Here is a 21,466-nt window from a genome sequence, read left to right as displayed (position 1 = left end):
TGGTGCGGGTCAGCCAGACCGCCAGCAACACCTGCAACAACATGGCGATACCCAGGGCGATAAACACCGGACGCAACAAGCGACTATGCAGTAGAGAGAACAAGGCACCACCCCTTCAGAATCAGACGACCGATACTCATGAATCGACCGCAACAGGCGAAACTGTAATCGCCAGAACGACAAAGGGCCGCCTATGGCGACCCTTTGTTGCACAACCGATGGCAATCAGGCAAACGGATGACGCAGCACGATGGTCTCGTTACGGTCCGGGCCAGTGGAAATGATGTCGATCGGTGCCCCCACCAGCTCCTGCACGCGCAGGATATAGGCACGGGCATTGGCCGGCAGCTCTTCCAGGGTCTTGGCCCCGAGGGTCGACTCGCTCCAGCCCGGCAGGTCTTCGTAGACCGGCTGCAGACCCAGGTAGCTGTCGGCATCGGTCGGTGCGTCGACCAGCACTTCGCCATGCTCATCCTTGTAGCCGACGCAGATGCGGATGGTTTCCAGACCATCGAGCACGTCGAGCTTGGTCAGGCACAGACCGGAGATGCTGTTGATCTCGATGGCGCGACGCAGGATCACCGCATCAAACCAGCCGCAACGGCGCGCGCGACCGGTGGTGGAGCCGAACTCATGGCCACGCTTGGCGAGGAAGGCACCGGTCTCATCGAACAGCTCGGTAGGGAAAGGACCGGAACCGACGCGGGTGGTGTAGGCCTTGGTGATACCCAGGATGTAATCCAGGTACATGGGGCCGAAACCGGAACCGGTGGCGATGCCGCCCGCCGTGGTGTTGGAACTGGTGACGTAGGGGTAGGTGCCGTGGTCGATATCCAGCAATGAACCCTGAGCCCCCTCGAACATGATGTCCTTGGATTCGCGACGCATCTCGTGCAGCACCGCGGTGACGTCGGCCATCATCGGCTTGAGCAGCTCGGCGTATTCCATGCACTCATCCAGAGTCTTCTGGAAGTCGATGGCCGGCTCTTTGTAGTAATTGACCAGCACGAAGTTGTGGTAGTCGAGCAGCTCACCGAGCTTGGCGGCGAAACGCTCGCGATGGAACAGGTCGCCAATGCGCAGACCGCGACGCGCCACCTTGTCTTCGTAGGCCGGGCCGATGCCGCGACCGGTGGTGCCGATCTTCAGGTCGCCACGAGCCTTCTCGCGGGCCTGATCCAGGGCCACATGATAAGCCAGGATCAGCGGGCAAGACGGGCTGATACGCAGACGCTCGCGCACCGGCACACCCTTGGCTTCCAGCTTGACGATCTCGCGCATCAGGGCGTCGGGGGCGACCACCACGCCGTTGCCGATCAGGCACTGCACGTTCTCGCGCAGAATGCCCGAGGGGATCAGGTGCAGAACGGTTTTTTCACCGTCGATCACCAGGGTATGACCGGCGTTATGGCCGCCCTGATAACGCACTACGGCTGCAGCCTGTTCGGTCAGCAGGTCGACGATCTTGCCCTTGCCTTCATCGCCCCACTGGGTGCCCAGGACTACGACATTCTTACCCATAACACTAACCCTCTTCGCGCAAACTTGATGCCGGCCGCAGCCGACGGAAACATTTCAGGACGAGCAGCCCGGCAATCCCTCAGGACGCCAGCGCCGCCAACTGCCAACGGCCGTCACGCAACAGCAGCTGGCGATCACAACCCGCCGCGCCGGCATCGGCAACCGTCTGCCCAGGCAATGCCTGGACCACGCGCTGACCATCCAGACGCAAGCGCTGAATCGCCTGCCACAAGAACACATCATGGTTATCCGGAGCCCAGACACTCGCCGGCATCTCGTCCAGCTGCATCTGCCCCAGGCCAACCAGGGTTTTCAGATCGGTGGAAAAGCCGGTAGCCGGGCGGGCGCGACCGAAGTCGGCACCGATATCGTCATAGCGGCCACCCTGGGCGATGGCATAGCCAACCCCGGGGACAAAGGCGGCGAACACCACACCGGTGTGATAGTGATAACCGCGCAGCTCGCCCAGGTCGAAATACAGCGGCAGCTCCGGGTAACGCAGGCTCAGGGCATCGGCAATCGCCATCAGATCGTCCAGCGCCGCATGCACATCATCCGGTGCCTCGACCAGACAGGCCTGAGCCAGATCCAGCACTTCACGGCCGCCGCACAGTTCACTGAGCGCGCGCAGCATCTTGCGCAACTCTTCCGGCAGCGCCGCAGTCAGCTCGGCCACTTCGTCCACGGCCTTGCGCTGCAACGCATCGAACAGCTTCTGCTCGACTTCGCCGGACAATTCCGCGGCACGGGCCAGGCCGCGGTAAATACCGACATGGCCAAGGTCCATGTGCACATCCGGTACCGCCGCCAGCTCCAGGGTATTGACCAGCAGGCTGATCACCTCGACATCGCTGGCCGGGCTGGCGTCGCCATACAGCTCGGCACCCAGCTGGATCGGGCTGCGCGAAGTTGTCAGCGCCCGCGGCTGCGCATGCACCACGCTGCCGGCATAGCACAGACGGCTCGGCCCTTCGCGGCGCAGGGTGTGCGCATCGATGCGCGCCACCTGCGGCGTGATGTCGGCACGAAAGCCCATCTGCCGACCGGACAGCGGATCGGTCACCTTAAAGGTACGCAAGTCGAGATCCTGGCCCGCGCCGGTCAACAGCGACTCCAGGTATTCGATATGCGGCGTTACCACGAACTCATAGCCCCAGCGCTGGAACAGATCCAGCACCTGACGACGCGCCACTTCGATACGCGCCGCATGCGGCGGCAGTACTTCTTCGATGCCATCTGGCAGGAGCCAGCGGTCTACCGTTGCCATTTCGCCATTCCCCTCTTGAACCGGGCGGCACAAGCCTTCAGTGAAGCCAATAAAGGAAGGTTGTGCCCAGCAGCATGCTGGCCAACCCCATCAGACGTAGCTGTCGATCAGACAGCTGCGCCAACTGTACGAGCGCCCCGCGCCAAACACGCGGACCGAGAAAGGGCAGGATGCCTTCCAGCACCAGCAATAGACACAATGCGATGCCGAGTTCCTGCCACATGGTTCCCACAGACGCAAAAAAGCCGGGATTTTCCCGGCTGCCGCATGATACCACGCTAAAAGCTTCAGGCCACAAGCTCCAAGCAACAAGTGAGCGTCAGACGCTGACCTGCGGCTTGTAGCTTGTGGCGTGCAGCTGCCGTTACGGCTTGGATTTCTCCAGATAACGGAAGAAGTCGCTGCTCGGATCCAGCACCAGCACATCGCGCTTATCAGCGAAACTTTCGCGATAGGCCCTAAGGCTGCGATAGAAGGAGTAGAACTCCTGGTCCATACCGTAGGCCTTGGAGTAGATCGCAGCGGCCTGAGCATCACCATCACCGCGCAGCTCTTCAGCCTGACGATAGGCATCGGCCAGCAGCACACGGCGCTGACGATCGGCGTCGGCACGAATACCTTCGGCCAGCTCCCTACCCTTGGCGCGGTGCTCGCGCGCTTCACGCTCACGTTCGGAACTCATCCGATCGAACACGCTGCGGTTCACTTCCTTCGGCAGGTCGATGGCCTTGACCCGTACATCCACCACCTCGATACCCAGCTCACGCTGCGCAGCACGGTTGAGCGATGCAGTCACGTCCGCCATCAGCGCATCGCGCTCGCCGGATACCGACTCGTGCAGGGTGCGCTTACCAAACTGGTCACGCAGCGAAGCTTCGAGACGACGGGCCAGACGCTCGTCGGCAATCTGCTTCATGCCAGACGTTGCGGTGTAGTAGCGCTCGGCATCCAGCACGCGCCACTTGGCGAACGCATCGACCATCAAGGCCTTCTTTTCCAGGGTGAGGAAACGCGAGCTGGTGGAATCCAGAGTCAGCAGGCGCGCATCGAACTTGCGCACCTGGTTGACGTAAGGAACCTTCACATGCAGGCCAGGCTGTACATCCGGCTGGACGATACGACCGAACTGCAACAGCACCGCCCGCTCGGTTTGCGCCACGATATAGAAGCTGTTCCAGGCCACCAGCGCCACGACCACGCCAACAATCAGGGCGATCAGCGATTTATTGCTCATCAGCGGCTCTCCCTTGTGCGCAGCTCAACCTGACGCGGGTCCATATTCACTCGCGAACTCGCATCACTGGCGCCAGCAGTCGATACCGCAGACGGCGCAGGCGAACTACGGCCATCAATCATCTTGTCCAGCGGCAGATAGAGCAGGTTGTTCTGCCCCTTGTCACCGGTCACCAGGACCTTGCTGGTATTGCTCATCAGCTCCTGCATGGTGTCCAGATACAGACGCTCGCGGGTGACTTCCGGTGCCTTGCGGTACTCGGTCACCAGGGCCGTGAAGCGATCCGCCTCACCCTGGGCACGGGATACCACTTCCTCGCGATAACCGCTGGCATCTTCGATCAGGCGCTGAGCCTGACCACGAGCTTCCGGCACCACGCCATTGGCGTAGGTTTCTGCCTGGTTCTTCTCGCGCTGCTCGTCTTCACGGGCACGGATCACGTCATCGAAGGCTTCCTGCACTTCGCGCGGCGCGGCCGCACTCTGCAGGTTGACCTGGGTGACATTGATCCCGGTGCGGTAGTTGTCAAGGAAACGCTGCAAACGATCCTTGACCTCGCTGGCCATCAGCTCACGACCTTCGGTCAGCACCTGATCCATCTCGGTGGAACCCACGACATGGCGCACGGCACTGTCGGTGGCGTGCTGCAGGCTGACTTCCGGCTGATCAACGTTGAGCACGAAATCCTGCAGATTGCTGATCTTGTACTGCACGGTCAGCGGCACTTCGATGATGTTCTCGTCCTCGGTCAACATCTGCCCCTGCTTGCTGTAGGCACGCTCGCGGGTGACGTTTTCCTGGAACTTGCGATCGATCGGCGGGAAATAGATATTCAGACCCGGACCTACGGTTTCGTAGTACTTACCGAAACGCAGCACCACCGCCTGCTCCTGTTCGTCGACCACATAAATGGCGCTGTACAGCCAGACCGCAGCCAGCACTGCCAGGCCCACCAACAGCAGGCCAAAGCCGCCGCCGCTGCCTGAGCCGGTATCGCTGCCACGTTTCTTACCGCCACCGAACAGCCCGTTGAGGCTTTCCTGCAGCTTGCGGAAGGCCTCATCGAGATCTGGTGGCCCCTTGCGATCACCGCCTTTGCGGCCACCCCATGGATCCTGATTATTCGAGTTGCCACCCGGCTCATTCCAAGCCATAGCGCTCTCCATCTGATAAAGCAAAGACGCGCCCACGGCGCGCCCGCCAATGCTACCGAATGCATGCAGCCAGCGGCAGAACCACTGACGCAGGCTTTATTGCAAAGTGTGTTGCTCGATAAATTCCGACGGCTTCAAGCCCGCCCGGGTAACCAGCCGATTCAGCTCGATGCGCGGCAGCCGAACCGCCAACAGGCTGCTGCCATCCTCGGCATGGGCCTCGCTCTGCACCGCCCCAAGGGCGAAAAACTGTGCGCGCAAACGCGCCAGGTCCTGCGGCAACTGCAATGTCGCGACAAACAGGTCATCGCCCAGCAACTCGGCGATGGCCTGCTTCAGCAACGGCAGGCCGCGCCCGTCACGGGCCGATAACCACACCCGCTGCGGTTTGCCGTCGGCATCGCGCTGGATCTGCGGCTCGACACCTTCCAGCAAATCCAGCTTGTTGTATACCTCAAGCATCGGCAGCTCATGGGCACCAATCTCGCCCAGCACCGCCATCACCTGCTCGATCTGCTGATCGCGCTCGGGCTCATGGGCGTCGATCACGTGCAACAACAGGTCGGAGTTGCTCGATTCTTCGAGGGTGGCGCGGAAGGCCTCAACCAGTTTGTGCGGCAGATGACGGATAAAACCCACCGTATCGGCCAGCACTATCGGCCCCAGATCATCCAGCTCCAGGCGGCGCAGGGTTGGATCCAGGGTGGCGAACAGCTGATCGGCGGCGTACACATCCGATTCGGTCAGGGCATTGAACAGGGTCGATTTGCCGGCGTTGGTATAGCCGACCAGGGACACCGAGGGAATATCGGCACGCTGACGCCCGCGCCGTGCCTGCTCGCGCTGGCTGCGCACCTTCTCGAGCTTCTGCTTGATTTGGCGGATACGCACACGCAACAGCCGACGGTCAGTCTCCAGCTGGGTTTCCCCGGGACCGCGCAGACCGATACCGCCCTTCTGGCGCTCAAGGTGAGTCCAGCCGCGCACCAGGCGCGTACTCAGATGATCCAGCTGGGCAAGCTCGACCTGCAGCTTGCCCTCATGGGTGCGCGCGCGCTGGGCGAAGATATCGAGGATCAGACCGGTACGGTCCAACACCCGACACTCGAACACCCGCTCCAGGTTACGCTCCTGACTGGGCGTCAGCACGTGATTGAAGATCACCAGGTCGGCCTCGGTGGCCTTGACCTGATCGCGCAATTCTTCAACCTTGCCGCTACCAATCAGGTATTTGGCGGTCAGCCGATTGCTCGGCACATTGAAGAAGGCCACCGTATCGGCACCTGCCGAAATGGCCAGCTCCTGGAATTCTTGCGGATCTTCCCGCGCCGCGGAATCCTGACCGTCCAGATGAACCAGGAGAGCCCGTTCCCCACCTTCATGGCGCTCGAAGAACAATACAACCTCCTAGATCAGGCGTTACCCGGCTCTGCTTCTGCCTGCTCGGTCTCGGCTGCACTCGGCAGACGCACCGGACGGCTCGGCACTACGGTGGAGATGGCGTGCTTGTAGACCATCTGGCTGACAGTGTTCTTCAGCAAAATCACGAACTGGTCGAAAGACTCGATCTGACCCTGCAGCTTGATGCCGTTGACCAGATAGATGGAAACCGGGACGCGTTCCTTACGCAAGGTATTCAGGTAAGGGTCTTGTAGCGAATGCCCTTTTGACATGTGCCGCACTCCTTTAAGGATCAATTTTCAATAATTTTTAGTAAAACCAGTAAACGGTTCATACCGCCCCACTTCACAGAGTAGACGGCTAACGGCAAGGTCTCAGGTCAATATGGAGACCGCTGCCAGGTATTTCAAGGCACGCGGCAGATTGTCACAGTCCAGACTGTCCAGCCAATGCGCATCGCCCCAGCCGCGCAACCAGGTGAACTGCCGTTTGGCCAGTTGGCGCGTGGCAATAATGCCCTGCTCTTCCATCTGTGCTCTGCTCAGGTTGCCGTCGAGGTAATCCCACACCTGGCGATAACCTACAGCTCGTATAGACGGCAAGCCGGGGTGCAAGTCACTTCGTTGGCGCAGGCCTTCGACCTCTTCGAGCAAGCCCTGTTCCAGCATCAGGCGGAATCGCTGGGCGATACGCTCGTGCAGGATCGAACGCTGGGCCGGCGCGATAACCAATTGCGCGACAGTATAGGGGAATTGCCCCGCTGCCGATGCGCCGGTTGCGGTATTTTCTGCGGCCTGGCGCTGACGGTGCGCGCTCATGCTCAGGCCGCTGAGGCGGTAGACCTCCAGGGCGCGGATCAGGCGTTGCGGGTCGTTGGGGTGAATCCGCGCCGCGGACTCGGGGTCGACCCCACGCAGTTCGTCATGCAGCGCCTGCCAGCCTTCACGCTCGGCCCGCGCCTCCAGCTCCGCGCGCAGCAGCGGATCGGCCCCGGGCATATCCGCCAGACCTTCCAGCAACGCCTTGTAATACAACATGGTACCGCCCACCAGCAGCGGAATGCGCCCGCGCGCCGTGGCCTCGGCCATGGCCGCCAGGGCGTCACTGCGAAACTCGGCCGCCGAATAGCTCTCGGCCGGATCGCGGATATCCACCAGGCGATGAGGAAACTCGGCCAGGGTGGCCTTGTCCGGCTTGGCCGTGCCGATATCCATGCCGCGGTAGACCAGCGCCGAGTCGACGCTGATCAACTCGCAGGGCAGCACCCGCGCCAGGGCCAGGGCCAGATCGGTCTTGCCGGCGGCCGTCGGACCCATCAGAAAGATGGCCGGCGGCAATAAATGGCTCACTTAACGCCCCCGCAAGAACAGCTTATCGAGATCATCCATACCCAGCTGGGTCCAGGTCGGGCGGCCATGATTGCACTGGCCGCTGCGCTCGGTGTGTTCCATGTCGCGCAGCAGCGCGTTCATTTCCGGCAGGGTCAGGCGGCGATTGGCCCGCACCGCGCCATGACAGGCCATGGTGCCAAGCAACTCGTTGAGGTGGGCCTGGATGCGGTCGGTGGTGCCGTATTCGAGCAGATCGGCCAGCACATCGTGGACCAGGCGGGTCGCCTCGGCCTGCTTGAGCAAGGCGGGAATCTGCCGGATGGCCAGACTTTCCGGGCCCAGGCGCTGCAATTCGAAGCCCAGGCGCTGAAACCACTCGGCATGCTCCTCGGCGCAATCGGCCTCGCGCTGACTGACCGCGATCGACTCCGGCACCAGCAGCGGCTGACCGCGCAGGCCCTCGCTGGCCATGGCCACCTTCAGCCGCTCATAGGTGATGCGCTCATGGGCGGCGTGCATATCCACCACCACCAGGCCCTGAACGTTCTCGGCGAGGATATAGATACCTTTCAGCTGGGCGATGGCATAGCCCAGCGGCGGAATATCGCCCTGCGCTTCCGGCAGCGCGGCCGCTGCAGCACCGCCCGTTGGCAGCGGCGCGAAGTATTCGCGGTAGGCCCCCTGAGCCTCCGCCGCGGGCAAGGCTGGCTCGGGACGCACGCCCTGATAGCCGGCACCCGGAGAGCGCCACACCGAGGCAGCCCGCGCAGCTTCGAGCAGACTGGCCGCCAGGCCGATTTCACCCTGAGGGCCGAACTCGCCGGCCGCCTGCCCTGAAGGTCGCACCATCTCGCTGATGCCGGCCGGGGCCGCCAGCTGATCTTCCGGGCGTACCTCGCCGAGGGCGCGGTGCAGGGTGCCGTAGAGGAAATCATGAACCATGCGCCCGTCACGGAAGCGCACTTCGTGCTTGGTCGGGTGCACATTGACATCGACCACCGAGGGGTCGATCTCGAGAAACAGTACAAAGGTCGGATGACGACCGTTGAACAGCACGTCGCGATAGGCCTGGCGCACCGCGTGGGCGACCAGCTTGTCGCGCACCATGCGCCCGTTGACATAGAAGTACTGCAAGTCCGCCTGACTGCGGGAGAAGGTCGGCAAACCGACCCACCCCCACAGGTGCAGGCCGTTGCGTTCGATATCGATGGGCAGGGCCTGCTCCAGGAAGGCCGGGCCACAGACCGAGGCCACCCGCCGCGCACGGCTGAGCTCATCGGGGGCCTCGTGCAGGCCGAGCACGGTCTTGCCGTTATGGCGCAGATGGAAGGCCACATCGAAACGGGCCAGGGCCAGGCGCTTGATCACTTCCTGCAGGTGATCGAATTCGGTCTTCTCGGTCTTGAGGAACTTGCGCCGCGCGGGGGTGTTGAAGAACAGGTCGCGCACCTCCACCGAGGTGCCCACCGGGTGGGCCGCCGGCTGCACCCGCGGCTGCATGTCGCGGCCTTCGGTTTCCACCTGCCAGGCCTGCTCGGCATCTTCCGTACGGGAGGTCAGGGTCAGGCGCGCCACCGAGCTGATCGAGGCCAGGGCCTCGCCACGAAAACCCAGGCTCATCACCTGTTCGAGGTCTTCCAGTTCGCGAATCTTGCTGGTGGCATGCCGGGCCAGGGCCAGGGGCAGGTCATCCGGGGAGATGCCGCTGCCATTGTCGCGGACCTTGAGCAGCTTGACCCCGCCCTGCTCGACATCCACCTCGATGCGTTTGGCCCCGGAATCCAGGCTGTTCTCCAGCAACTCCTTGATCACCGAGGCGGGTCGCTCGACCACTTCCCCGGCGGCAATCTGGTTAGCCAGCCGCGGACTCAGCAGCTGGATACGACCGGTTTGACTCATGGCTGCGCCGCCAGAGCCGTCGCCGGCACCTGCAGCCTTTGGCCGACCTTGATCACATCGCTTTTCAGTCCATTGGCTCCGCGCAAGGCCGCCAGGCTGATCTGGTAACGCTGGGCGATCAGCGCAAGGCTTTCGCCGGAGCTGACCACGTGCTCGCGCGGACCGAGGGCGATCTTGCCGTTATCGCGCAACCAGGCCACATAGCTGCCCGGCGGCGGATTTTCATGGAAGAACTGCCGCACGCCGCTGACAATCGAGCGCGCCAATGCCTGCTGATGGCTGGCGCTGGCCAGTTTGCGCGCCTCATTGGGATTGGAGATAAACCCGGTCTCGACCAGGATCGACGGGATATCCGGCGACTTCAGCACCATAAAGCCGGCCTGCTCGACCCTGCGCTTATGCAGCGGGGTAACCCGACCCATATTGCCCAGCACCTTGTTGCCGACATTCAGGCTGGAGGACAGCGAGGCGGTCATCGACAGGTCGAGCAGCACCCCGGCCAGCATGCGGTCCTTGTCGTCCAGGCTGACATTGCCGGCACCGCCGATCAGGTCGGACTGGTTTTCCGAGTCGGCCAGCCAGCGTGCGGTTTCCGAGGTGGCCCCACGGTCCGACAGCGCGTACACCGAAGCGCCAAAGGCCGCGGCTCGCGGTGCGGCGTCGGCATGGATGGAAACAAACAGATCGGCACCCTTCTTGCGGGCGATCTCGGTGCGCCGGCGCAGCGGGATAAAGTAGTCGCCGGTACGCACCAGCTCGGCGCGAAAGCCCTTCTCGGCATTGATCTGCCGCTGCAGCTCCTTGGCTATCGCCAGGGTCACGTGCTTCTCGTACTGCCCCTTGACCGGAGACAGGGCACCCGGGTCTTCGCCGCCATGGCCGGCGTCGATGGCGACGACAATATCGCGCTTGCCGTTCGGCACCGGGGTCAGCTTGACGGGGGCCTGGGTCGGCGTGACCGGCACTGGCGGCGCAGTCGCGACCGCGGTGCTCGGCGGCTCCGGCACAGCGCCCGAGGCCTGGTCGAACAGGTCAACCACCAGGCGATGGCCGTACTGCTGATTGGGGGCCAGAGTAAAGCTCTTCGGCGTCACCGGAGCCGACAGATCGATCACCACCCGCAGGTCTTCGGCAGTGCGCTGGGCCGAGCGCACCCCGGTGATCGGGGTGTTGCTCAGGGCCAGCTGGTCGAAGCCGGTGGCCAGCTTGGCCCCGCCGACATCAATAACGATACGATCAGGGGCCGACAGCAGGAACACGCTGTGCTGCACCGGGCCGGACAGGTCGAATACCAGGCGAGTGTTGTCCGGTGCCCGCCACAGCCTGACGCTGCGCACATCCGAAGCGGCCAGTACATCGGCGGCCAAACCGGCCAATGCCACTCCAAGTACGATGAAACGCGCGCCTATGCGCATAGCCAACCCCATATTTTGATCATGCCCCGGAGGCCAAAATGGCACACCAGGCTTCACCGCGCACGCTGTGTGCCTGCAAACGCAGCGCACGGCCGGCTGCCTGCGGGCTAATGGTAATGTCCATGTCCGCCTTTGGCAAAACGCCGGCACCGCGCTCAGGCCACTCGACCAGGCACAGGGCGTCGCCGTCGAAGTAGTCGCGAATACCGAGAAACTCCAGCTCCTCGGCATCCACCAGGCGATAGAGGTCGAAGTGGAAGGCCCGCACGCTGTCGATCTCGTAGGGCTCGACCAGGGTAAAGGTCGGGCTTTTCACAGCCCCGACATGCCCCAGGCCACGGATGATGCCGCGCGACAAGGTGGTTTTGCCGGCCCCCAGGTCGCCATGCAGATAAATCACCCCAACCCCGGCCGTCGCCTTGGCCAGTGCCGCACCCAGCACCAGCATCGCCTCTTCATCGGCAACAAACAGTTCTAACTCAGACACTCGGACTGCTCCTGCAATAACTGACGAATAACCGCACACAAGTCACTGGCCGCCAGGCCACGGCCCCCTTCGGCCAGTACCTCGCCCGCACGGGCATGCAGGTAGACCGCCAGGCCGGCGGCGGCAAAGGCGGGCAACCCCTGGGCCAGCAGCGCCCCGATCAGCCCCGCCAGCACATCCCCCAGCCCGGCACCGGCCATCACCGGATGACCGTACTCGCAGAGCAGCAAGCTCCCACCGGGCTCGGCAACCAGGGTACCCGCGCCCTTCAGCACGCACACTGCCTGGTAACGCTGAGCCAGAGCCCGAGCGGCGGCGGGACGATCCGCCTGCACCGCGGCGCTGTCGAGCCCCAGCAAACGCGCGGCCTCGCCCGGATGCGGGGTAATCACCGCAGCGCACGGCATACTGATGCCGCCCTGGGCCAACAGGTTCAACGCATCGGCATCCCACACCTGCAGCGCCTGGCTGCAAAGCGCTGCCGACAGCAGGCTGCGGCCCCAGGCCGCCTGCCCCAGCCCCGGCCCGACCACCCAGACACTGGCCTGCGCGCACAGGGCACGCAGTTGGTTGGCCGAGGCTACGCCAGCAGCCATCACTTCGGGCACCCTGGCCTGAGCCGCCGCCAGGTGCTCGCTGCGGGTGGCCAGGGTCACCAGCCCGGCACCGGCTCGCAGCGCGCTCTGCGCCGCCAGCAGGCCGGCCCCGGCAAACCCGCGATCACCGGCCACCACCAGCACATGGCCCAGTTGGCCCTTGTGCACGCTACGCGGGCGTGGCGGCAACTGCGGCACATTGCGTCCGGCCAGACGCTGGGCGGTAAAGGGCTGCGCGGCCACCAGCTGCGCATCGGCCTGCAGGTCAGCGAACTGCAGCTCGCCCACCCAGTCGACGGCAAGCCCGGTGAACAGCCCCAGTTTCAGGCCGATCAAGGTCACCGTCAGCTGCGCCCGCACCGCCACGCCCAGCACCTGGCCGCTGTCCGCACACAGCCCCGAAGGGATATCCACCGCCAGCACCGGCAGACCGCTGGCGTTGAGCAGGGCAATGGCCTGGGCATAGGGTTCGCGCACCGCACCGCTGAGCCCAGTGCCCAGCAACGCATCGACCACCACCCCGCTCAGCGCAGCGCATTCACTCCAGGACTGAACACACACGCCGGCGGCCAGCGCCTCGTCGCGCGCCTGGGCCGCATCGCCCTGCAGCTGCGCCGGGTCGCCCACCGCCAGCACCTGCACCTGCCAGCCGGCACGCAAGGCCAGCGCCGCGACCAGGTAGCCGTCGCCGGCGTTATTGCCGCGCCCGGCCAACACCGTAATCGCCCCCGCAGCCGGCCAGCGCTGACGCAAGGCGCGCCAGATGGCATGGGCGGCGCGGGTCATCAGCTCGAAACCGGGGGTGCCGGCGGCGATCAGGCGGGCATCCAGCGCGCGCACTTGCGCCGCGCTGTACAGGGCCAGGGGAAGATTGTCGGGAGAATGCGGCATGCGTGAGCTCCGTTGTCTGGCAGAATTATACGCACCCCAGCCCAGGTTGCCCGCCCAGTATGTCCAGCACCTCACTCGATCTTGCCGCCCTCGCCCAGTCGATCAAGGACTGGGGCCGCGAGCTGGGCTTCCAGCAGGTCGGGATTGCCGATGTGCAACTGGGCGAGCACGAGACGCATCTGCAGCGCTGGCTGGACGCCGGTTACCAGGGCGAGATGGACTATATGGCCGCCCACGGCAGCAAGCGCGCGCACCCGGATGAGCTGGTGCCCGGCACCCTGCGGGTCGTTTCGCTGCGTATGGACTACCTACCCGGCGACACCCAGATGGCCCAGCGCCTCGCCCAGCCGGAGAAGGCCTACGTATCGCGCTACGCCCTGGGCCGCGACTACCACAAGCTGATCCGCAAACGCCTGCAACAGCTGGCCGAGCGTATCCAGCAGCAGATCGGGCCGTTCGGCTACCGCGCCTTCGTCGACAGCGCGCCGGTGCTGGAGAAGGCCATCGCCGAACAGGCGGGCCTGGGCTGGATCGGCAAGAACACCCTGGTGCTCAACCGCAAGGCGGGCAGCTACTTCTTTCTCGGCGAACTGTTCGTCGACCTGCCGCTGCCGGTGGACCCACCCCACGCCAGCGAACACTGTGGGCGCTGTACAGCCTGTATGGATATCTGCCCCACTGCCGCCTTTGTCGGACCCTATGTGCTGGATGCGCGGCGCTGTATCTCCTACCTGACCATCGAGCTCAAGGGCGCGATCCCGGTAGAGCTGCGTGCGCCGATCGGCAACCGGGTGTTCGGCTGTGACGACTGCCAGATGGTCTGCCCCTGGAACCGCTTTGCCAAAGCCACCGAGCAGGGCGACTTCCAGCCGCGCCACAGCCTGGACAATGCCGAGCTGGCCGAACTGTTTAGATGGAGCGAAGAGGAGTTTCTCAGCCGCACCGAAGGCTCGCCGCTACGCCGCGCCGGCTACGAGCGCTGGCTGCGTAATCTGGCGGTGGGCCTAGGCAACGCGCCTTCCAGCATTCCGGTGCTGGAAGCACTCAAGGCGCGGCGCGAGCACCCATCCGAGCTGGTGCGTGAGCATGTCGAATGGGCACTGGCCCGTCACGGGCTGTAATCCAGGCCCCCATCAACGGGTTTGCCTGCGTACCCTCCCCCTCTCCCCAAAGGGGCGAGGGGACTGGCCGCACCGGGCCCGGACTAAGTGAACAGCACTCCCGCATTAGCGGGCTTTTTATGCGTCAGACTTTAAGGAAGTGCTGGCGGTAGTGCTTCAGTTCGGCAATGGACTCGCGGATATCGTCCAGCGCCTGGTGCGTGCCCTGCTTCTGGAACGATTCCTTGACCTGCGGTGCCCACATGCCGGCGAGGATCTTCAGGGTCGAAACGTCCAGGTAGCGGTAGTGGAAATAGGCTTCCAGGTTCTGCATGTACTTATAGAGGAAGCGCCGATCCTGGCCGATGCTGTTGCCGCAGATCGGCGATTTGCCCTTCGGCACCCACTGCTCGAGAAAGGCGATGGTCATGGCCTCCGCCTCGGCCGGGCCGATCTTGCTTTCCCGTACGCGCTGGGTCAGGCCGCTCTGGCCGTGGGTGCGGGTGTTCCATTCATCCATGCCGGCGAGCAGCTCATCGCTCTGGTGCACGGCAATCACCGGGCCTTCGGCGAGGATATTGAGATCGCTGTCGGTGACTATGGTGGCCATCTCGATGATGACGTCCCTCTCGGGCTCCAGACCGGTCATTTCCAGATCAATCCAGATCAGATTCTGCGGATTTTGCATGGGTGGCTCCTCGACTAAGGCGGCCAGTTTAGCAGCCTGGCATCTGCCACAAGAGTAATCGTGAATTGCGCCAATCGTGCAGTTCGACCTGCCGATCGGCCGGCACCCCCGGCACCTCGAAGGTATTGCTGACCAAGTGGCTGCCGGCCGGCATCTGTGCCTGGGCCTTGGCCCACAGCCGGGCCATGGGCGCGGGCGAGAGAAAGCAATAGACCACATCGAACTGCGCCAGGTCGGTGCGCCAGAGATTCTCGTAGCGAATCCGGCAGTTGCTGCGGGGCAGCGCCCGCAACCAGGCGATGACGAAGGACAGCGGTGCGGTTTCCACGCCGACGAACTGCGCCCGGGGAAACTGCCGCGCCAGGCTGAGCAGGCTGCCGGCGGGGCCGCAGCCAAGGTCGACAAAACGAAAATCCGGCGCTTGCTGCGCCAGCAAGGCCATCAATTCCCTACGGGTTTGCGCGCCGGTCAGGTAAAGCGGCACCCGCTCGCCGATGCTGTTCCAGTTGAGCAGCACCAGCAGGGCAAAACCCAGCAGAAACACCCAGGACGGCAGGGCCGCGCCACTGACCAGCACCAGCCCCGGAACAAAGCCCAGGTTCAGCCACCCCCACCAGCGCGACAGCCCCAGACCGCGGGCCAGCCCCGCGGCCAACAGCCCCTGCAACAGCGCGGCCGCCAGGGCACTGGGTCGCCAGGCCGACAGCTGCGCGCCCAGATACAACAGCACCGCGACGCCCAGGCATGCCCCCAGTTGCGCCACCAGCGCCAGCAATAGCGGATACCGCCCGGCCAAGTGCCGCACCATCCACCTCTCCCGTCACTGCGCCATGATGGGCCGCAGTTTAGCCCCACTGCGAGCCGAACGGGTCGCCCGTGCTAAACTCGCCAGCGCCTTGAACGCACTTCACCCTCGAAACACTCTCTCGGAAGCCCCATGGCCAAACGCCAACTCAACCGCCGGCAAAACTGGCGTATCGAAAAAATCCAGGGCGAGCGCGCCGCCCGCGCCGCCAAGCGCGAATCCCAGGCCGTGCAGATTCTGGAAGGCGGCGACCTGGGCCCCGAGCAGACCGGCCTGGTTATCGCCCACTTCGGCGTACAGGTCGAAGTCGAGGCGCTGGATGGCGAACTGGCCGGCCAGGTGTTCCGCTGCCACCTGCGCGCCAACCTGCCGACCATGGTCACCGGCGACCAGGTGGTGTGGCGAGCCGGCAACCAGGGCATCGGCGTTATCGTCGCGCAGCTGCCGCGCAGCACCGAACTGTGCCGCCCGGACACCCGTGGCCAGCTCAAGCCGGTGGCGGCCAACGTCGACCTGATCGTGATCGTCTTCGCCCCACTGCCCGAGCCCCACGCCAACCTGATCGACCGCTACCTGGTGGCCGCCGAACACGCCGGCATCCGCCCGCTGCTGCTGCTGAACAAGACCGACCTGCTGGATGAGCAGAACGCCGTGGCACTCAACCGCATGCTCGGCGTTTACCGCGAACTCGGTTATCCGCTGCTGGAAGTGTCCGCTCACGGCGGCGATGGCATGGAGCAGCTGCAACGGCAACTTGATGGCCACGTCAGCGTATTCGTCGGTCAGTCCGGGGTGGGCAAGTCCTCGCTGGTCAACAGTCTGCTGCCTGAGGTGGATACCCGCGTCGGGCCGCTCTCCGAGCTGACCGGCAAAGGCACCCACACCACCACCACCGCACGGCTGTTCCACTTCCCCCGCGGCGGCGAGCTGATCGACTCCCCCGGGATTCGCGAATTCGGCCTGGTGCATGTCAGCCGTGATGATGTCGAAGCCGGCTTTATCGAGTTTCACGACCTGATCGGCCAATGCCGCTTCCGCGACTGCAAACATGATCGCGAACCCGGCTGCGCCCTGCTCAAGGCTCTGGAAGAAGGCCGCGTGCATCCCCAGCGCATGGCCAGCTACCGGCATATTCTGGCCAGCCTGCCGGAAGCCGAGTACTGAGAAAAAATCGCCGGGAGCGATTTTTAACGTCGCACTGCGACGGCCCGCAGGGTGGCCGCCAGGGATGGCAGGCCATCAACATAAAAAGGCCGCGATCGTTCGCGGCCTTATGTGTGTTTCGAGCAGGCTATTCGCCCTGCTGGTCGAGGCGCAGCACGCCGTCCTCGAAGATATTCAGACGCTCGCGCAACTGCTCCGGCTGGACCGGCTCGTCCACCGCGGGCGGCGGCGCGGTGTCGGGCGTGGCAGGCGTATCGGCCGCGTCCCCAGCCGCATCACTCTGCTCACCCTCGATGGCCCGCTGGGCCTTTTTAGTCAGCACCACGATATCGATACGCCGGTTGACCGGGTTGAGCGGATCCTCCCGATCAAATAACGCCGAAGACGCATAGCCCACCACCCGCGCCACCTGGGTTTCGCTGTAGCCACCGGCAATCAGGACGCGCCGCGCCGCATTGGCGCGATCGGCGGACAGCTCCCAGTTGCCATAACCGCCGCGCCCGACAAAGGGCTGTGCATCGGTATGACCACTGACACTGATCTTGTTCGGCACCTCGGCGATGGTGTCGGTAAGGGCCAGCAGGATGTCCTCGAAATAGGGTTGCAGGCTCGCACTGCCGGAGGCGAACATCGGCCGATTCTCGGCATCCATGATCTGGATGCGCAGACCGTCCTGGGTGATTTCGAACAGTATCTGGTCCTTGAAGCGCTGCAACTGCGGGTTCTCGTCGACCTTGTTCTGCAACTCCTGCAGCAGCAGTTCGAGGCGCTCGCGCTCGACTTCTTCGGCTATCGACTCAGCCTGCTCCAGGTCGACTTCCGCATCAGCCTCCTCTGCCGCGTCCTGCTCTTGCTGATTGAGGGTACGGTCGGGGGCCGGCGTCGGCGAGCCGCCGAGGTCGATCACATAGGGGCTGGCGCTTTCGGAAAAGCCGATAGGGTCCTTGAAATAGCCCGAGATCAGCTTCTTCTGCTCCGGCGTGGCCACCGACATCAGCCACATCACAAGAAAGAACGCCATCATCGCCGTGGCGAAGTCGGCAAAAGCGATCTTCCAGGCACCGCCATGATGGCCACCGGCAACCTTCTTGACCCGCTTGACGATAATCGGCTGATTGTTTTCCATGCTTGGCTTTAGCTCCCGCGCATGGCCTGTTCAAGCTCGATAAAGCTTGGGCGGTGCGCCGGGTACAGCACCTTACGCGCGAATTCCACCGCCAGCGAAGGCGGCATGCCGGAAGCCGAAGCCACCAGACCAGCCTTGATCGCCTCGTAGACGTTCAGCTCTTCCTTGGCATCGTGCTCCAGAGCGGCCGAGAGGGGACCGAAGAAACCGTAGGAGGCCAGAATCCCGAGGAAGGTACCGACCAGAGCAGTGCCGACCTTCTCGCCGATTTCGGCGTTGGCCGCCTCGGCGAGAATCGACATGGTGATCACGATGCCCAGCACCGCAGCAACGATACCCATGGCCGGCATGCCGTCGGCCACCTTGGCCACAGCATGCGAAGGGTGTTCGAGGTCTTCCTTGAGGCTGGCGATTTCCATGTCGAACAGACCCTCCAGCTCATGGGGAGCCATATTGCCGGACGACATGATGCGCAGGTAATCGCAGATAAAAGCGGTCATCCGCTCGTCCTTGAGGATGCCCGGGTACTTGCTGAAAATCGGACTGGCCGCAGGGTCTTCGACATCCGCCTCGATGGCCATCATGCCTTCGCGGCGACTCTTGTTGAGGATCTCGTAGATCAGCTTCAGCACATCGAGGTAGTAGGCATGGGTAAAGCGCGAGCTGAACATGCTCAGCGACTTCTTGGCCACATGCACAAAGGCGCTGCCCGGGTTGGCCTGGAGAAAGGCCCCCAGCGCCGCACCGCCGATGATCAAGACTTCGAAGGGGTGCACCAGGGCCATAAACTGGCCGCCGGAGAGCATAAAGCCGCCCAGCACACTGGCGAGCACAACGATGATGCCGATGATTTTTACCATAGAGAAAACATGCCAAAGCCAAGGGGAGACGGGGTCGGAAAAAACAACCCTTCTATTTATCGGAAGATTTGCGCGAGACTATAGCCAGTTAAGGTCAAAAGCCAGCCTGGCTCAACCCGAATGCCCACACCATTACCGCCCCCGCGCACCCTCCCGAACTGGCTAAAGCTGCTGGACGGGCAGTTGTTGCCCGTGTCCAGCGAAAGCCAGCAACGCTTGCGCCGTGGCCTGGCCGACAGCAACAGTTCGATACGCGAGATTGCCGAACTGATGCAGCATTGCCCGGCACTGGCGCTCAGCGTGTTGCGCGAGGCCAACCGCCCGGGCGCGACCCGCAAGGAGCCTACGGAAAGCCTGGAAGGGGCGATCAGCCGCCTGGGCCTGAAACGCACGGAAACACTCCTGGAGCAGCAACCGGCCCTGGCCGAGCAGGAGCTGCCCAAGGCCCTGCGGCAAATCCAGCTGATCAGCCTGCATGCGAGCCAGCAGGCCAATGGCCTGTTTGCCGGTCGCCTGGCCCGCCTGTGGCAAGAAGTACACTGGGGTAGCCTGCTGTTCCTGGCCCCGATCTGGGCACTGCTGGCGGCTCACCCCGAGCTGTTCGAAGTCTGGGAACAACGCGTGCTGGTCAAGGGCGAGCCGGCGGCGCGAGTCGAACAAGACGTCCTCGGAATGCCCCTGCTGCAACTCTGCCTGGCCCTGAGCGAGCGCTGGCGCTTGCCCGAGTGGATCATCCAGGGCTACCACCTGCTGCTCAACGACCGCCGCCTGCTGGTCAAGGCCCTGCATATCGCCCGTAACAACGAACATCCGCTGCAACAGCAGCAATGCCTGGACGCGGACAATAACCTGCAGCGCTGGCTGTCCCACCCCGCCAACAGCATTCTGCTGGCCAACGGCATGGCCCTCTCAGCCCATTACGCCTGGAACGGCCAGCACAGCCTGCGCTGGCAACGCCTCGCCGGCCTGTTTCTCCAGCTGCCCCTGGCCGATGTGCAGCAGGCCCTGCACCAGCAGGCCGTAAACAGCGCACGCCAGCACTCGCACAGCGGCCTGTGGCACCCGGCCGAGGCGCTACTCTGGCCCTGGCAGGCGCGCCATCTGCAGGCCATCGTCGAGCCGGCCAAGACTCCGCCGCCCAGCGCCTGGCGTCAACATTGTGCCCAGCTGCTGGCCCAGCCCAGCCCATTCAGCAACGTGCTGCAGCTCACTGCCTGCGCCAACCAGGCGCTGCAGGCCTGCGGCATGCAACGCCTGTTAATACTCCTGAGCGACCGCAACCACAGCCGTCTGATGGTGCAACAACACAGCGGCCTGGACCCGGCGGCCGGAGCGCTGAGCCTCGACCCGCAACAGAGCCAGGTCCTGCGTCGCCTGCTCAGCGCTCCGGCACAGCTGCGCCTGAGCCCCGCCAACGTCGCGCAGTTCTCGGCACTGCTGCCCGGCTCGCTGAAAAGCCTGTTCCCCAGCGAACACCTGCTGATCCGCTCGATCGCCAGCAATAACCGCGTGGTCATGCTGGTGTTCGCCGACCAGAATGGCCGCCCCCTCAGCGACGGCCTGGTACAGGGCTTCGGCAAAACCGTGCAATGCATTGAGCGCGCCCTGACCAGCTTTGCCAACCGCGCACGCTAGGCTTTCCGCTACAATCTGTCCCTTTCCCGTCCAAAGAGGCCCGGCATGACCGCCTTCGCTGAGTTGCCCCTGCTGATCGAACCCGCCCAACTGGCCAGCCGCCTGGATGCACCCGAGCTGATCCTGGTCGATTTGACCAGCGGCGCACGCTACGCCGCCGGGCATATCCCGGGCGCACGTTTTGTCGACCCCAAACGCACCCAGCTGGGCCAGCCACCGGCACCCGGCATGCTGCCCGAACAGGCGCAGCTTGAGCAGCTGTTCGCTGAGCTGGGCCACCGCCCCGACGCCGTCTACGTGGTGTACGACGATGAAGGCGGCGGCTGGGCCGGGCGCTTTATCTGGCTGCTGGATGTGATCGGCCACACGCACTACCACTATCTGGACGGCGGCCTGCATGCCTGGCTGGCGGAAGACCTGGCCCTCAGCACGGAACAACCCGCCGCCGTTAAGCAGGCGCTCAGCCTGACCCTGCACCAGGAGCCCACGGCCAGCCGCGAGTACCTGCAGAGCCGTCTCGGCGCTCCCGACCTGGCCATCTGGGATGCCCGCTCGCCAGCCGAATACCGCGGCGAAAAGGTCCTGGCGCAGAGAGGCGGACATATCCCCGGCGCAGTCAATTACGAATGGACCGCCGCCATGGACCAGGCCCGCGCCCTGCGCATCCGCCAGGACATGCCCGAAATTCTCGACGCCCTGGGCATCAGCCCCGACAAGGAACTGATCACCCACTGCCAGACCCACCACCGCTCAGGCCTCACCTACCTGATCGCCAAAGCGCTGGGTTATCCGCGGGTCAAGGCCTATGCCGGCTCCTGGGGCGAGTGGGGTAATAGCCCGGACACGCCGATCGAGCAATAAAGCGCTACCCGCTTTCCACTTTGAAGGAACA

At 64.0% G+C, this 21,466-nt stretch carries 20 protein-coding genes; 4 read left to right on the top strand and 16 right to left on the bottom strand.

The features are described from left to right. Positions 1-225: 225 nt before the first annotated feature. The 12 genes from WMW70_RS02260 to WMW70_RS02205 form a co-directional block, all read right to left on the bottom strand. Entirely contained in the window at positions 226-1,521 is a 1,296-nt protein-coding gene (locus tag WMW70_RS02260; RefSeq protein ID WP_341435893.1) for an adenylosuccinate synthase, read from the bottom strand. A gap of 79 nt (positions 1,522-1,600) precedes the next feature. Continuing rightward, positions 1,601-2,788 carry an ATP phosphoribosyltransferase regulatory subunit gene (locus tag WMW70_RS02255; RefSeq protein ID WP_341435892.1) on the bottom strand — a complete coding sequence of 396 codons (1,188 nt, stop codon included), beginning with the start codon at positions 2,786-2,788 and terminating at the stop codon, positions 1,601-1,603. 37 nt (positions 2,789-2,825) lie between these two features. Beyond that, complete coding sequence (locus WMW70_RS02250) at positions 2,826-3,011, bottom strand: DUF2065 domain-containing protein (RefSeq protein WP_325505895.1); 186 nt, start codon at positions 3,009-3,011, stop codon at positions 2,826-2,828. Positions 3,012-3,152: 141 nt separating this feature from the next. Then, on the bottom strand, positions 3,153-4,022 hold the full coding sequence (gene hflC / locus WMW70_RS02245) for a protease modulator HflC (RefSeq protein WP_341435891.1): 870 nt from the start codon (positions 4,020-4,022) through the stop codon (positions 3,153-3,155). Next, positions 4,022-5,176 (bottom strand): FtsH protease activity modulator HflK, encoded by a 1,155-nt coding sequence (gene hflK, locus WMW70_RS02240; RefSeq protein WP_341435890.1) that lies wholly within the window; start codon positions 5,174-5,176, stop codon positions 4,022-4,024. Before hflK ends, hflC begins: the two co-directional genes overlap by 1 nt. A 96-nt stretch (positions 5,177-5,272) precedes the next feature. Then, positions 5,273-6,574 carry a ribosome rescue GTPase HflX gene (hflX, locus tag WMW70_RS02235; RefSeq protein ID WP_341435889.1) on the bottom strand — a complete coding sequence of 434 codons (1,302 nt, stop codon included), beginning with the start codon at positions 6,572-6,574 and terminating at the stop codon, positions 5,273-5,275. 14 nt (positions 6,575-6,588) lie between these two features. After that, entirely contained in the window at positions 6,589-6,849 is a 261-nt protein-coding gene (hfq, locus tag WMW70_RS02230; protein ID WP_339458998.1) for an RNA chaperone Hfq, read from the bottom strand. Between the two features lie 102 nt (positions 6,850-6,951). Beyond that, positions 6,952-7,893 carry a tRNA (adenosine(37)-N6)-dimethylallyltransferase MiaA gene (gene miaA, locus WMW70_RS02225; RefSeq protein ID WP_341436535.1) on the bottom strand — a complete coding sequence of 314 codons (942 nt, stop codon included), beginning with the start codon at positions 7,891-7,893 and terminating at the stop codon, positions 6,952-6,954. Positions 7,894-7,926: 33 nt separating this feature from the next. Then, positions 7,927-9,807 (bottom strand): DNA mismatch repair endonuclease MutL, encoded by a 1,881-nt coding sequence (gene mutL / locus WMW70_RS02220; protein WP_341435888.1) that lies wholly within the window; start codon positions 9,805-9,807, stop codon positions 7,927-7,929. Continuing rightward, entirely contained in the window at positions 9,804-11,222 is a 1,419-nt protein-coding gene (locus WMW70_RS02215; RefSeq protein ID WP_341435887.1) for an N-acetylmuramoyl-L-alanine amidase, read from the bottom strand. The genes mutL and WMW70_RS02215 overlap by 4 nt, the downstream gene beginning before the upstream one ends. Before the next feature lie 19 nt (positions 11,223-11,241). Then, the gene (tsaE, locus tag WMW70_RS02210) at positions 11,242-11,709 is read right to left on the bottom strand and encodes a tRNA (adenosine(37)-N6)-threonylcarbamoyltransferase complex ATPase subunit type 1 TsaE (RefSeq protein ID WP_341435886.1); all 468 of its coding nucleotides are present in this window, start codon (positions 11,707-11,709) and stop codon (positions 11,242-11,244) included. Next, a complete protein-coding gene (locus WMW70_RS02205) occupies positions 11,697-13,196 on the bottom strand; it encodes an NAD(P)H-hydrate dehydratase (protein ID WP_341435885.1) in 1,500 nt (499 codons plus the stop codon). Before WMW70_RS02205 ends, tsaE begins: the two co-directional genes overlap by 13 nt. 59 nt (positions 13,197-13,255) lie before the next feature. On the opposite strand from WMW70_RS02205, the gene queG reads away from it, so the two are divergent. Further along, on the top strand, positions 13,256-14,317 hold the full coding sequence (gene queG, locus WMW70_RS02200) for a tRNA epoxyqueuosine(34) reductase QueG (RefSeq protein ID WP_341435884.1): 1,062 nt from the start codon (positions 13,256-13,258) through the stop codon (positions 14,315-14,317). A 124-nt stretch (positions 14,318-14,441) separates the two neighbouring features. On the opposite strand, the gene orn is transcribed toward queG, so the two are convergent. Further along, positions 14,442-14,984: an oligoribonuclease gene (orn, locus tag WMW70_RS02195; protein ID WP_341435883.1), complete on the bottom strand. Its 543-nt coding sequence runs from the start codon at positions 14,982-14,984 to the stop codon at positions 14,442-14,444. A 28-nt stretch (positions 14,985-15,012) separates the two neighbouring features. Next, on the bottom strand, positions 15,013-15,792 hold the full coding sequence (locus tag WMW70_RS02190; RefSeq protein ID WP_341435882.1) for a class I SAM-dependent methyltransferase: 780 nt from the start codon (positions 15,790-15,792) through the stop codon (positions 15,013-15,015). A gap of 129 nt (positions 15,793-15,921) precedes the next feature. Here WMW70_RS02190 and rsgA point away from each other — a divergent pair, with 129 nt between their 5' ends. Next, on the top strand, positions 15,922-16,953 hold the full coding sequence (gene rsgA, locus WMW70_RS02185; RefSeq protein ID WP_341435881.1) for a small ribosomal subunit biogenesis GTPase RsgA: 1,032 nt from the start codon (positions 15,922-15,924) through the stop codon (positions 16,951-16,953). A gap of 127 nt (positions 16,954-17,080) precedes the next feature. Here the strand turns inward: rsgA and motB are convergent, their stop codons facing one another. Together motB and motA are read right to left on the bottom strand one after the other, a co-directional pair. Further along, positions 17,081-18,079 (bottom strand): flagellar motor protein MotB, encoded by a 999-nt coding sequence (gene motB, locus WMW70_RS02180; protein ID WP_341435880.1) that lies wholly within the window; start codon positions 18,077-18,079, stop codon positions 17,081-17,083. Positions 18,080-18,087: 8 nt separating this feature from the next. Next, a complete protein-coding gene (gene motA, locus WMW70_RS02175) occupies positions 18,088-18,939 on the bottom strand; it encodes a flagellar motor stator protein MotA (RefSeq protein ID WP_341435879.1) in 852 nt (283 codons plus the stop codon). A gap of 120 nt (positions 18,940-19,059) precedes the next feature. Here motA and WMW70_RS02170 point away from each other — a divergent pair, with 120 nt between their 5' ends. Further along, positions 19,060-20,574: an HDOD domain-containing protein gene (locus WMW70_RS02170; RefSeq protein ID WP_341435878.1), complete on the top strand. Its 1,515-nt coding sequence runs from the start codon at positions 19,060-19,062 to the stop codon at positions 20,572-20,574. A 45-nt stretch (positions 20,575-20,619) separates the two neighbouring features. Continuing rightward, the gene (locus WMW70_RS02165; RefSeq protein ID WP_341435877.1) at positions 20,620-21,435 is read left to right on the top strand and encodes a rhodanese-like domain-containing protein; all 816 of its coding nucleotides are present in this window, start codon (positions 20,620-20,622) and stop codon (positions 21,433-21,435) included. Positions 21,436-21,466 lie beyond the last annotated feature (31 nt).

Origin of the sequence: Pseudomonas sp. XK-1, assembly GCF_038069885.1 — a bacterium.
Classification (GTDB): Bacteria; Pseudomonadota; Gammaproteobacteria; order Pseudomonadales; family Pseudomonadaceae; genus Aquipseudomonas.
The sequence above is the reverse complement of the archived record's forward strand: the minus strand, read 5'-3'. Positions and strand labels throughout refer to the sequence as shown.